We start from the raw sequence: 12,641 nt of genomic DNA on the forward strand, positions 1-12,641 counted from the left end.
GCCTTCTCCACGGAACTGAGGTCGACCGCCGGGGACTTCGTACCCCGAGCACCGCCATGTCCCGTGCCCCCGTCCGGTCCGGCCGCGACCCGTCTGCCCGTTAACCGACGCCCGCGTCCCCTACCCCCGTGCCAAGGCTCTCCGGGCTGCCCAACGCTCCGTCCGATTTCCGCCAGCGTCGCCGTCTGACCTGCTGCACAGTGGACTCTGTGATGCATGAGGACAGCAGGTACGAGGCGGTGCGCAGCAGGGACGCCAGATTCGACGGCGCCTTCTTCTTCGCGGTGTCCACGACCGGGATCTACTGCCGGCCGAGCTGCCCCGCCACCACGCCCCGACGCCGGAATGTCGCCTTCTTCCCGACCGCCGCGGCCGCCCAGGGATCCGGCTTCCGCGCCTGCCGGCGCTGCCGTCCCGATGCGGTGCCCGGCTCCGCGGAGTGGAATGCCCGCGCCGATGTCGTCGGGCGGGCGATGCGGCTGATCAGCGATGGCGTGGTCGACCGGGAAGGGGTCTCCGGGCTGGCGGCCCGGCTCGGCTACAGCGCCCGGCAGGTGCAGCGGCAGCTGAATGCCGAGCTGGGCGCCGGTCCCGTGGCACTGGCGCGGGCACAGCGCGCGCACACCGCCCGGATCCTGCTCCAGACCACCGGTCTGCAGGCGGCCGAGATCGCCTTTGCGGCCGGGTTCGCCAGCGTGCGGCAGTTCAACGACACCATCAAGGAGATCTACGCACTGACCCCGGGCGAGCTGCGCGCCGCCCGCCCCGGAAAGACGGCCCGATACGGCCCGGTGGCGCCGCATACCCTGCCCGGGGTGCTGCCGCTGCGGCTGGCCTTCCGCGGTCCGTACGCGGCACGGCAGCTCTTCGACCACCTCCAGCGGCGCGCCATCACCGGCGTCGAGGAGGTCAGCGGAGGGCCCGGCGCCCGCACCTACCGGCGCACCCTGCGGCTGCCGAACGGCCCCGGTATCGCCGAGGTCGACGAGGCGGCCGGCGACGGCTGGCTGGACTGCCGGCTGCGCCTCACCGAACTTCGCGATCTCACCACCGCAGGCCAGCGGGTGCGGCGCCTCTTCGACCTGGACGCCGACCCGTACGCGGTCGCCGAGCGGCTCGCCGAGGACCCCGTCCTGGCACGGTTGGTGGCCGAGCGCCCCGGACTGCGGTCCCCGGGCGCCGCCGCCCCGGACGAGCTCGCGGTCCGTGCCGTACTCGGCCAGCAGGTCTCCGTCGCGGCCGGCCGCACACTCGGCGCCGCCCTGGTCGCCGCGTACGGCGAACCGCTGCCGGAGCCGGCCGGCGCGCTCACCCGTCTCTTCCCTCGCGTCGACGATCTGGCAGGGGCCTCGCTCGCGGAACTCGGCATGCCCGAGTCCCGACGGACGACCCTGCGCACCCTCGGTTCCGCACTCGCCGACGGCACCGTCACGCTGGACACCGGAGCCGACCGGGACGAGGCCGAGCGCGCGCTGCTCGGGCTGCGCGGCATCGGCCCGTGGACCGCCGGCTACATCCGGATGCGAGCCCTCGGGGACCCTGACGTGCTGCTGACCGGCGATGTGGCCGTACGGGCCGGCATGCGCCGGGCCGGAGTCCCGACGGCCGGTCCGGCAGCGCGGACGAATACCTGGCGCCCCTGGCGCTCCTACGCCATGCACCACTTCTGGAACGTGCCGGCCACCAAGCCGGCGCGCACCCGCCCCTCCACCACGGAAAGCACAGGACCATGACGCTCTACACCACCCTCGACAGCCCGCTGGGCGAACTCCTGCTGGTGGGCGAGGAATCGGCGACCGCACCGGGCGGTACCGCGCTCGTCTCGCTGACCGTGCCCGGCCAGAAGGGCGGTGCGACCGTCCAGGACGGCTGGACGTACGACCCCGACGCCTTCGCCGAGATCGCCCGCCAGCTCCGCGCCTACTTCGACGGGAAGCTGACCCGTTTCGGCATCGAGTACGCACCGGCCCGGGGCACGGACTTCCAACGGCGCGTGTGGAAGGCTCTGGAGGCCGTTCCGTACGGCAGCACGACCACGTACGGGGCGATTGCCGCCGATGTCGGTGCGGCGCGGGGCGCGGTGCGCGCCGTCGGCACGGCGATCGGCGCGAACCCGCTGCTCGTCGTCCGGCCCTGCCACCGTGTGATCGCCGCGGACGGGTCCCTGTCGGGTTACGCGGCCGGCCCCGTCCGTAAGCGGCAACTCCTCGGCATCGAGGGTGTCGCGCCGGACGCCGGCTGAGCCCGCTGTACGGGACGCGCCCCCGCTCCTCGTGAACCGCCCCGCCCGAAGCCCCCCTGGAGCACACCATGACCACCACGACCACCACGACCACCAAGCGCCGAGCCCGCACTACCAGGCTCGCCGAGCGCGTCGGGGCCGCCGACTGGGCGGCGCTGGCCGACGAACTCGACGCGCTGGGCTGTGCGTTGACCCCTCGTCTGCTCAGCCCGGCCGAGTGCCGCGACCTCATCGCGCTGTACGACCGGCCCTCCCGCTTCCGCTCGACCATCGACATGGCACGGCACCGCTTCGGCTCGGGCCAGTACCGCTACTTCGCCGACCCGCTGCCCGAACCGGTCCGGGCCCTGCGCGAGGCGTTCTACCCGTACCTGCTGCGGACGGCGCGTGACTGGGCGGACAAGCTCGGCAGACCGGCGCCCTGGCCGGACACCCTGGGGGAGTGGCTCACCCTGTGCCATGAGGCCGGGCAGGCCAAGTCCTCGCAGATTCTGCTGCGTTACGGGGCGGGCGACTGGAACGCGCTGCACCGGGACATCTTCGGTGACATGGTCTTCCCCCTCCAGGTCGTCATCGGCCTGGACGAGCAGGGCACCGACTACACCGGCGGTGAGTTCCTGCTCGTCGAGCAGCGGCCCCGCGCACAGTCCCGCGGCACCACCACCGTCCTGCCGCAGGGCCACGGCCTGATCTTCACCACCCGCGACCGCCCCGTGCGCTCCGCCCGCGGCTGGTCGGCCGGCCCGGTACGCCACGGTGTGAGCACCGTCCGCTCGGGCCGACGGCACTCCCTGGGCCTGGTCTTCCATGACGCCTGACGACGCCGCGCCCAGGGCCGTCCCGCCGGGTCAGAGCATGGAGCCGCCGGTGACGTCGAAGCGCTGACCGGTGATCCAGCGGGAGTCGTCCGAGGCCAGGAACGCGGCGACGTCCGCGATGTCCGTGGGGCGGCCGATCCGGTTGAACACCGAATAGGCCGCCAGCGCGGCCCGCCCCTCGGGCGTCGCCCGCCGCGCCGCGGTCACATCGGTCTCGACCCAGCCGGGGGCGATGGTGTTCACCGTGATCCCGCGCTCACCGAGGTCCTTGGCGAGGGTGAGGGTGAGGGTCTCCACCGCACCCTTGGAGATGCTGTAGGCCATCTGCGACGGGTGCGCCGTGCTCGTCACCGCTGACGAGATGTTGATGATGCGTCCGCCGTCCCGCATCCGGCGCAGACCGTTCTGGATGATGAAGAGCGGGGCCCTGGTGTTGACCGCGATGGTGCGGTCGAACTCCTCGTAGGTCACCGCATCGATGCGCGCGGGGAAGTTGAGCGCCGCGTTGTTGACGAGGATGTCGAGGCCCGGTTCCGCACCGCAGGCGGCGAGTTCGGTGTCGAAGGCAGTGAAGAGGGCTTCGACATCACCGGGAACCCCCAGTTCGGCACGGATGGGGAAGGCCCGGCCGCCCGCGCTCGTGATGCTTTCGACCGTTTCCTTTGCCGCGACGTCATTACTGCCGTAGTGGACGGCGATCAGCGCACCGTCCTCGGCGAGGCGCCGGGCGATGCCCCGGCCGATGCCGCGGCTGGATCCCGTCACTAGCGCGGTCTTTCCGTTGAGGTCACCCATGCTCGTTCGGCCTTTCAGTTTCCTGCTGGGGCGTGCTGCCGCCGGTTGCTGTCGATTGCTGTGATGTTTTCCGGCAGCCGGATGCCGGCTGCCCATGCTTCACGAGCTGCTGTCGCTCACTACGTGCTCATGTCGCGCGGTCCGGTGGCTTGTGAGGTGTGCGTGCCCGTCGAGAAGGGCGTTGCCGTGAGCTGCGCGCTCAGCGCCGGGCGTCCAGTGCGGTCAGGGTGGAGACGAACACCGGCTTGCCCTCCTGGGAGCCGGTGACCTGGACCGTTGTGGTGGAAGGGAGCGCGGACGGGACGCGCTGGGCCACGATAGTGCAGGGCATGTCGTGCTCGGCGTAGCGGCGGAATTCGGTGCCGAAGGCGTAGGGCACGAAGACTTGAGGGGTGGTCAGAGCTCGGGCGGCCTGCTGCGCGGCGTCGAGCAACAGCATTCCTGGAATGTGATCGTTCGCCGGATTCACCATCGCGGCATGGCCGGGCGCGATGCGCAGTTGCCACTGATCGGGCCGGTCGGTGGGGGAGAGCAGGACATCGCGGTCCTTGGCGCTTCCGGTCTGCTGGTGCGGGACGGGTAGGGGGAGCGGGCCCAGGGTGCGGCGGGCGGTCAGCCGCTCGCCGCGGATCCGGCGGTATACGGCAGGGGAGGTGACGGTGACGTCGGAGTAGCCCGTCGCGACGATCCGGCCCGCCTTGCGGATGGTCATGTGGAAGTGCCCGCCGGCCAGCGTGCCGGCCCGCATACGGATCCTGCTGCAAGTGACGTCGATCGTCAGCCGGGTGGGTCCGCTGCCGACGGCCAGGTGCTCGGGGTGGGTTGTGTACACCAGGTCGCCGAGGATGAAGTGGTGGCCGACCGGTACGCCGAGTTCGGTGTGGCACAGGAGCAGCCCGGCCTGGCGAATGGTCTCGCCGGTGAGAATGAGATGGTGGTGGCCGTGCACCGGAGTGAAGTACCCGTGATCGTGTGGCCACTGGGCGGTCAGGGAGAAGCGGGAGTCGTCCAGTCGGCGCCATGAGGTGACCAGAATGTCGTCGACGAAGGGGCGGTGCACGAACTCCTGGGGGACGCCGGGCTTGCCGTGATGCCCGGTGGTGGTGCGCTGGTTCCGGTTCGACCGCGTCTGGAGTGGAGCTCTGGGCTGAACCGTGCCGCTGACCTGCATCGTGTCGCTCATGAGTGCCCCCAGGCGTCTCTACGGGATGAGGTACATCGCTGTTAAGATACGTACCATCCGGTTTTATTTTCAATGCCGGGCGGTGAATTGGAGTAAGTAGCTGACCCAGAGGCGACTTGAGCGGTAGCTAACTGATGCGGAAATGGAAAACACGAGAGACAGGAGGCGTCCTGTGCCACAACAGGACCGCGCGATCCGGACCCGGCGACTGATCTTGGAGGCAGCCGCCTCGGTGTTTGACGACCTCGGCTACGACCGCGCGACCATCGCCGAAGTCCTCGACCGTGCCGGCGTCACGAAGGGCGCCTTGTATTTCCACTTCGCGTCCAAGGAACAGCTCGCGCTGGCGGTGCTCGATGAGCACGTACTGGACATCGCCGTGCAGCCGCAGAAGATCAAGTTGCAGGAGTTCGTCGACGCGGGGCAGGTGCTGGCATACCGCCTGCGCAGTGACCCGATCCAGCGCGGGGCGGCCCGGCTTGCGGTGGAGCAGGGCTCCAATCACCTTGACCGCAAGCAGTCGATGATCGCGTGGACGCGATTCGTCGAGAAGCTGCTGAATCAGGCGAGGGATCGCGGCGAGGTCCTGGAGAGTGTCGTCGTGACCGAGACCGCCGAGCTCTTCGTCGGAGCGTTCGCCGGCCTCCAGCTGATGTCGAACGCCCTGACCAACCAGGCCGACCTCAGTCACCGGCTGACCATCTTTTTCGAGCACACCCTCCCCAGCATCGCGGTGCCGGCCGTGCTCGCCAAGCTCAAACTTGATCCGGAACGCGGCGCGGAACTCGATGCCGCTCTCCAGGGGAAGGCCCTGGCGGACGCAGGGGCCGATGTCGCAGTGAGTTGACCGGTCCGAGCCGGGTCGATCCGAATGCGCCGGGTGGCAGGAGCCGGGCAACGGGGATTATCCGCGGCATCCCGGAGGGAAAACATACCGCGCAGACGGTGTTCATTGGTGGGGTGGGCGCGGGCAGGCCAATGGTGTGTGAACGCCTCCCGCAGGCGTCGCGGTGGGCCCGCGGCGCCTCTCGCCGTTGACGGTGGAAGCGGTGAGCGATACGCCGTGAGCGGTGGCAACGGTCTACGGCGGTCATTCCCGGGCCGGATTGTCAGTGGCGTGCTGTTCACTGGATTCGGCGGGTTCAGCGGATTCCGCATCGAAGGCGAGGCCGGGGGAGGCCCGATGAACGGGGTGAAGGGGAGCCAGGAGCGGGGCGGCGTGAGGCAGATCACGACCGTTGCAGGGAGACGCCGGCCGGTGCGCCGGAATAGGCCCGCGAGATAAAACGTTCGGCATGCACGTATCAATGGCCTGATCGTGCCGATGCCCGTGGGCGATGCCCGCACCTCGAACGCCCGTTGCTCACCCCTGCTCCGCCATTCCTCATGACACACGCTCACCCCACTCTCCCTGACGTTCACCCTCTGCCGCCCTGGAGGCCGCACGCATGACCCGGACGACGACGGACCAGCTTCCCGGAAGGGCGGCGGCCACCGCTGCCGCGCCCCCGACGCCCGACCCGGCCGCGGGCGGGCGCCACAGAACCCGCGGCGGCCTCGTCCCGGTTCTCGCCTTCTCCGGCATCGTCGTCGCGGTGATGCAGACGCTGCTCGTGCCGGTCATCAAGGACCTGCCGGTGCTGCTCAACACGGCACCCAGCAATGCCACTTGGGTCATGACGGCCACCCTCCTCGCGGGTGCCGTCTCGACGCCCATCATGGGACGGCTCGGCGACCTCTACGGCAAGCGGCGGATGCTGTTGACCAGCCTCGCGATCATGGTCGTCGGCTCGCTGATCTGCGGATTCACCAGCGACCTGATCACCATGATCGTGGGCAGGGCGCTACAGGGCTTCGCCATGGGCGCCATTCCGCTCGGCATCGGCATCATGCGCGACGAGCTGCCGCGCGAACGGCTCGGCTCGGCCATGGGCCTGATGAGCTCGTCGATCGGCGTGGGCGGCGGACTCGCGCTGCCGGCCGCGGCCCTGGTCGCCCAACACGCCAACTGGCACACCCTGTTCTTCGGCGCCGCCGGGCTCGGCGTGCTGTCGATGCTGCTCACCCTCCTCGTCGTACCGGAGAGCGCGGTACGAGCCCAGGGACGCTTCGACGTGGTGGGCGCCCTCGGGCTGTCGGCCGGGCTGGTCGCCCTGCTGCTGCCCATCACCAAGGGCAGCGACTGGGGCTGGGGCTCGCCCACGACCCTCGGCCTGTTCGGCGTCGCGGCCCTGATCCTGGTGCTGTGGGGCGTGATGGAGCTGCGCATCGCCGACCCACTGGTCGATCTGCGGACCACCGCCCGGCGCGAGGTGCTGCTGACCAACCTCGCCTCGATCACCGTCGGTGTGGCCTTCTACGCGATCTCCCTGGTGCTGCCGCAGCTGCTGCAACTGCCCGAGTCGACCGGCTACGGCCTCGGCCGGTCCATGGTGGTGGCCGGGCTGTGCGTGGCGCCGCTGGGCGTGACGATGATGTTCGTCGCCCCGCTGTATGCGCGCATCGCCGCCCGGCGCGGCCCCAAGGTCACGCTGCTGCTCGGCATGCTGGTCATCGCGATCGGCTACGGCGCGGGCATCGGCCTGATGAACGCCCCCTGGCAGACCGTCATCATCGCGGTGGTCGTCGGCGCCGGCATCGGCCTGGCGTACTCCTCGCTGCCCGCGCTGATCATCGGCGCCGTCGACCCGTCCGAGACCGGCGCGGCCAACGGGCTGAACACCCTGATGCGCTCGATCGGCACCTCGGTGTCCAGTGCCGTGATCGGCATGGTGCTGGCCCATATGTCCCAGCGCGTCGGGACGGTCACGGTGCCCACGATGGCCGGCTTCCGGGTCTCCTTCCTGATCGCCACGGCCGCGGTCCTCGTCGGTGTCGTCCTGGCGTCCTTCCTCCCGTCGCAGCGCAAGGTGTCCCGTCCGACCCTGGTCGCGCAGAGCACGGACAGCGGTGCCGAGGAGGTGCTCGCCGCTGACGCCGGCGCCGACGGAGCGGCGGTCCCACCGGCCGATGGGCCGGCCGGGCTCGTGAAGTCCGCGCCGTCCTGGGCCCGGCCGGCCACCGAAGCGCAGGCCGGCCGTCTACCCTCCACGCCCGCCGAGGCGACCACGACCGGACCGGCCGAGGCGCCGTCCGGCTTTGCCGGCCGCGTCCTGGATGCTTCCGGCACCCCGGTCCCGGGCGCGAGTGTCACCCTGATCGACCGGCAGGGCCGCCAGGCCGACGTCACCACGGCCGGCCCCGACGGGCACTATGCGCTCGCCGCCCCCGCGGCCGGCACCTACGTCCTTACGGGCGCAGCGCCCGGCCACACCCCGTATGCCGCCTCTGCCATGTACCGCGGCGAGGGCGTTTCGTCCCACGTCGATCTGATCCTCGCGGGCACCGGCCGGTTGGGCGGCGTGCTGCTCGGGGGCCTCGAAGGCGCCCCGCTGGCCGGCGGGAGCATCGTCCTGACCGACGCCGAGGGCGAAGTGGTGACCCGTACGACCTCCGGCACCGACGGGAGGTGGGAGACGGCCCCGCTGCCGCCCGGCCCGTACACCCTGGTCCTCAGCGCCCCCGGCCACCAGCCGCAGGCCCGCGCCGTCGAACTGTCCGGTGGCGAGCCGGAACGGCAGGACACCTGCCTACAGCCGACCGCCACCGTCCGCGGAACGGTCCGGGGCCCGAACGGCGGGCCGCTCGCCGACGCCGCAGTAACCCTCGTCGAGGACGGCACGGTCACGGCGCATACCGTCACCGGCCCGGACGGTGCTTTTGCCTTCTCCGACCTGAGCGGCCCTCACTACACCCTCACGGCAGCCGGTTACCCGCCACACGCGGTCCCGATATCCCTCGCCGGCGGCGCCCACGAGATCCTCGACCTGGACCTCGCCCAGCCGTCGGTGTCCACCGGCTGACTTGCGCGTAGCTGTCCACGCACAGAGGCGTGACGGGCACGGAGGCATAGGCGCGTACCTGTCGGCGTGCGGCGCGCTCATGGTGCCGCGTGCCCGGGCCGGCGCCTTCCGGACGTGTGGCGCCCCTTCCCCGGGTGGGATCCCCGGGGAAGGGGGCGTGGCCGCCGGTCCCTCTCAGCCCTGGTACTCCGTGAGGTCAATGCTGTGCACGGTCAGCGCATGGCCGTACTCCGGATGCGTGGCCTCCCGCTCGAAGGCCATGCCGAGCTTGCGCACCACGTTTTCCGAGGACTCATGGCCGAGCCGGTTGATGGCGATGACGCGGTCGAGGCCGCGGTCCTGGAGGGCGAACTCCAGCACGGCCTGGGCGGCTTCGGATGCGTAACCCTGGCCCCAGTACTGCCGGCCGAAGCGCCAGCTGATCGCGATATCGGGCAGCGCTTCCGGCAGGAATTCGGGGACGGACAGACCGGCGCAGCCGGCCAGTTCACCCGAGGCGAGCAGTTCGACGGCGAAGAGGCCGAAGCCCTCGTCGTCCCACTCCTCCTCCCACCGTTCGATCTCCTCGGCGGTCCCGTCCAGGTCGAGGACGGAACCGTCGCCGATCCAGCGCATGACCACCGGGTCCGCGTTGATGTCCGCCATGGGGGCGAGGTCGTCGTCGGTCCAGCGGCGGAGGATGAGGCGGGGGGTGCGGATCTCGGTCATCCGCCCATCCTGTCGAAACCGCCGGCTCAGCGGTAATCGGCGGGTGTTTGTGCGGGGGGGCCACCACAACACCGTGCGCGACGTCGGCGCGGGGATCGTGTCGGACCGCCACACCGTCCGCTACAACGCCAGCGTCAACGACCGCAACACCTCCGCGCCCGATGGCGTCGTTTCGGTCGTCTGCGGGCCCGCAGCCCGTACCCCGGTGGTACAACAACACCCTCATCATCGACGCCCCGGGCCCGGCCATGGTCAGCGGCAACGGCCCCCGGCGGCGTCACGTTCCGTAACAACATCTTCGTCGGCCCCCGGAGGCGCTCCCGATCGCCGATCCGCGCCACGCCTACGACCGCCATCTCTTCGCCCGCATCAATCTCTACGCCCGCATCGCGGGGATTCCTGCGGGGGACACCGGCGCGGTGCGCGCCGATCCGCGGTGCGCAGCCGCCCCCGGGCACGGCGTGCGGCTGCGCACCGGCTCCCCGGCGCTGGGCGGGGCGTGCCCGTCCCGGGGGGCGACTGCGACTTCCACGGCCATCCGGTCCGCGACCCGCCGGACGTCGGCGCCGATCAGGGACACGGGGTGTAGCGGGTCACGCGACCGGCAGGTCCACCGGGGCCGGTGGGCCTGCAGCGATGCGCGGGGCAGGTGATCTCGATCGACGGAACGGCCGAACCTGGCGGTGCCGCATCCGCAACTCGGGAATTTTCTGCGATTCTGAGCGACACGCCCCGAATACCGGCTGGTCACACCGATTGCCGGGGCTACCGGCGTGCCGAGCGCACCGGGTCGTTAGTGGTGTGTTAGTGCCTCGTTAGCGGACCGGCAGTGCCCGGGGCCACGCTGGCTGGAGCACCGCACGGACCGTAGACACCCACGACGAGAGCTCGCACCTACCAGACGAGGGGGACACTTATGTCGCTCACCACCAAGACACTCGGCCGCGGCCGTCGTGTCGCCGCGGGATCGCTGATCGCCGTCGCGGCGCTCGGGCTCACCGCCTGCAAGGGCGGGCCCGACGCTGCATCCCGCCCCTCGTCGGCCGCCGCACCCGTCACGTCCCAGGACACGGAGCGCGGCAACGGCGCACAGTCGGCCGGTGGCAGCGCACAGTCGTCCGCCGCGAAGCCGCAGTCCTCGGCGAACGGCCAGCGGCCGTCGGCGCCGGCGAAGGCGGCATCCCCCGGCGGCAAGCCGACGGACAAGACCCCGAGCGCCGCACAGTCCCAGGCCTCCGCCATGACGGCCTCGGACCGCTGCAACGCCGCCGATATGTCGCTGCGCCTGGGGCGCTCCGACATCGGTGCGGGCAACATCCGCTACCCCCTCGTCTTCACGAACAAGGGCAAGAAGGCCTGTACGCTGCGCGGCTTCCCCGGGGTCTCGCTCATCAAGCGTGACGGCTCGGCCGTCGGCAAGCCCGCCACCCGCGAGGGCGGCTCCGGCCCCGTCGTCCGGCTCCAGCCGGGGCAGAGCGCCCACGCCCTGCTGCACACCCTCAACGACGGCGTCTCGGACACCCCGTGCTGGGACCGCTCGCAGCTCGTCTTCGTCTACCCGCCCGGCTCCAAGGAGTCGATGACCACGGGCAGCGACGGACTGCGGGTGTGCGGCGGACGGTTCGATGTGACCGCGGTGGAGGCCGGGGCGCTGGGCTGATCCGCGCCACGGCGACACGGGAGCCGGGCGGCCGCGAGGGCGGTTGTCCGGCTCCTTGCGTTGTCCGTCGGGAGGAAGGCGCTCCTCGGAGCGGGCGCTCGGGTGGTGTGTCACCACAACGGCCCCTTGCGACCGCCCCGTCGCTCCTGATCGGTGTTACCAAGGTGGATGGAAGCGTTGAATGAGCGCTTTCGTTGCGTATCTGCCTAGGAGACATCCCCATGTCTGCAGCTTCGAGCGTGGCCGACCAGGCCGCTGCGAACGGAAAGCCGTCCGCCGAGGACGAGTCCCCGATCCACATTCTCTGGATCAACGCCGGCCTGAGCTGCGATGGCGACTCCGTGTCGCTCACCGCCGCGACCCAGCCGAGCATTGAGGAGATCGCGCTCAGTGTGCTGCCGGGGTTGCCCAAGGTCGCCGTCCACTGGCCACTGATCGATTTCGAGTGCGGCCCGGTCCAGGGCGCGGACAATTTCATCGAGTGGTTCTTCAAGGGCGAACGTGGCGAGATCGACCCGTTCGTGCTGGTCATCGAGGGGTCGATCCCCAACGAGTCCATCAAGCCGGAAGGCTACTGGTGCGGTTTCGGTGACAACCCCGAGACCGGTCAGCCGATCACCACCAGTGAGTGGATCGACCGGCTCGCCCCCAAGGCGCTCGCCGTTGTCGCGATCGGCACCTGCGCCACGTACGGCGGTATCCATGCGATGGCGGGCAACCCGACCGGAGCCATGGGTGTGCCCGACTACCTGGGCTGGGACTGGACGTCCAAGGCCGGGATCCCGATCGTGTGTGTGCCCGGCTGCCCGATCCAGCCGGACAACTTCTCGGAGACGCTGGTCTATCTGCTCTACCAGGCGGTGGGCTCGGCCCCGATGATCCCGCTGGACGACCAGCTGCGTCCCACCTGGCTCTTCGGGGCGACCGTGCACGAGGGCTGCGACCGGGCCGGCTACTACGAACAGGGCCAGTTCGCCACCACCTACGACTCGCCCAAGTGTCTGGTGAAGATCGGATGCTGGGGCCCCGTGGTCAAATGCAACGTGCCCAAGCGGGGCTGGATGGACGGTATCGGCGGCTGCCCGAACGTCGGCGGTATCTGTATCGCCTGCACCATGCCCGGCTTCCCCGACAAGTTCATGCCGTTCATGGACGAGCCGCCCGGCGGCAAGATCTCCAGTACCGCCAGTGCCGCGTACGGCAGCGTCATCCGCAGGCTGCGGGACATCACGGCCAAGACCGTCGACCACGAGCCCAAGTGGCGCCATCGCGGCGACCAACTGACCACCGGCTACCGCAAGCCGTGGTGAGCGCACCCCGCCGGTAGGCGTCC

Annotated in this window: 10 protein-coding genes; 7 read left to right on the forward strand and 3 right to left on the reverse strand. The window is 70.6% G+C overall.

Annotated features, from left to right (window positions below; genetic code table 11):
* Nucleotides 1-212 precede the first annotated feature (212 nt).
* The 3 genes from K7C20_RS34335 (at nucleotide 213) to K7C20_RS34345 (ending at nucleotide 3,060) form a co-directional block, all read left to right on the forward strand.
* Nucleotides 213-1,733 (forward strand): AlkA N-terminal domain-containing protein, encoded by a 1,521-nt coding sequence (locus tag K7C20_RS34335; protein ID WP_053208991.1) that lies wholly within the window; start codon nucleotides 213-215, stop codon nucleotides 1,731-1,733.
* Nucleotides 1,730-2,242, forward strand: a complete 513-nt coding sequence (locus K7C20_RS34340) for a methylated-DNA--[protein]-cysteine S-methyltransferase (protein ID WP_030087628.1) — start codon at nucleotides 1,730-1,732, stop codon at nucleotides 2,240-2,242. Before K7C20_RS34335 ends, K7C20_RS34340 begins: the two co-directional genes overlap by 4 nt.
* A gap of 68 nt (nucleotides 2,243-2,310) precedes the next feature.
* Nucleotides 2,311-3,060: a 2OG-Fe(II) oxygenase gene (locus tag K7C20_RS34345; RefSeq protein WP_030087630.1), complete on the forward strand. Its 750-nt coding sequence runs from the start codon at nucleotides 2,311-2,313 to the stop codon at nucleotides 3,058-3,060.
* A gap of 30 nt (nucleotides 3,061-3,090) precedes the next feature.
* Here K7C20_RS34345 and K7C20_RS34350 read toward each other — a convergent pair whose 3' ends face one another.
* Together K7C20_RS34350 and K7C20_RS34355 are read right to left on the reverse strand one after the other, a co-directional pair.
* The gene (locus K7C20_RS34350; protein WP_030087632.1) at nucleotides 3,091-3,855 is read right to left on the reverse strand and encodes an SDR family oxidoreductase; all 765 of its coding nucleotides are present in this window, start codon (nucleotides 3,853-3,855) and stop codon (nucleotides 3,091-3,093) included.
* A gap of 199 nt (nucleotides 3,856-4,054) precedes the next feature.
* Complete coding sequence (locus tag K7C20_RS34355) at nucleotides 4,055-5,038, reverse strand: ScbA/BarX family gamma-butyrolactone biosynthesis protein (RefSeq protein ID WP_078953078.1); 984 nt, start codon at nucleotides 5,036-5,038, stop codon at nucleotides 4,055-4,057.
* A 172-nt stretch (nucleotides 5,039-5,210) separates the two neighbouring features.
* Here K7C20_RS34355 and K7C20_RS34360 point away from each other — a divergent pair, with 172 nt between their 5' ends.
* Nucleotides 5,211-5,885, forward strand: a complete 675-nt coding sequence (locus tag K7C20_RS34360) for a ScbR family autoregulator-binding transcription factor (RefSeq protein ID WP_048830196.1) — start codon at nucleotides 5,211-5,213, stop codon at nucleotides 5,883-5,885.
* 601 nt (nucleotides 5,886-6,486) lie between these two features.
* Nucleotides 6,487-8,940 (forward strand): MFS transporter, encoded by a 2,454-nt coding sequence (locus tag K7C20_RS34365; RefSeq protein ID WP_053208990.1) that lies wholly within the window; start codon nucleotides 6,487-6,489, stop codon nucleotides 8,938-8,940.
* A 174-nt stretch (nucleotides 8,941-9,114) separates the two neighbouring features.
* On the opposite strand, the gene K7C20_RS34370 is transcribed toward K7C20_RS34365, so the two are convergent.
* On the reverse strand, nucleotides 9,115-9,648 hold the full coding sequence (locus K7C20_RS34370) for a GNAT family N-acetyltransferase (RefSeq protein WP_030087642.1): 534 nt from the start codon (nucleotides 9,646-9,648) through the stop codon (nucleotides 9,115-9,117).
* Nucleotides 9,649-10,564: 916 nt separating this feature from the next.
* On the opposite strand from K7C20_RS34370, the gene K7C20_RS34375 reads away from it, so the two are divergent.
* On the forward strand, nucleotides 10,565-11,308 hold the full coding sequence (locus K7C20_RS34375) for a DUF4232 domain-containing protein (RefSeq protein WP_053208989.1): 744 nt from the start codon (nucleotides 10,565-10,567) through the stop codon (nucleotides 11,306-11,308).
* Nucleotides 11,309-11,529: 221 nt separating this feature from the next.
* On the forward strand, nucleotides 11,530-12,618 hold the full coding sequence (locus tag K7C20_RS34380; protein WP_030087648.1) for an NADH-quinone oxidoreductase subunit B family protein: 1,089 nt from the start codon (nucleotides 11,530-11,532) through the stop codon (nucleotides 12,616-12,618).
* Nucleotides 12,619-12,641 lie beyond the last annotated feature (23 nt).

This window comes from Streptomyces decoyicus (assembly GCF_019880305.1).
Lineage (GTDB): Bacteria > Actinomycetota > Actinomycetes > Streptomycetales > Streptomycetaceae > Streptomyces > Streptomyces decoyicus.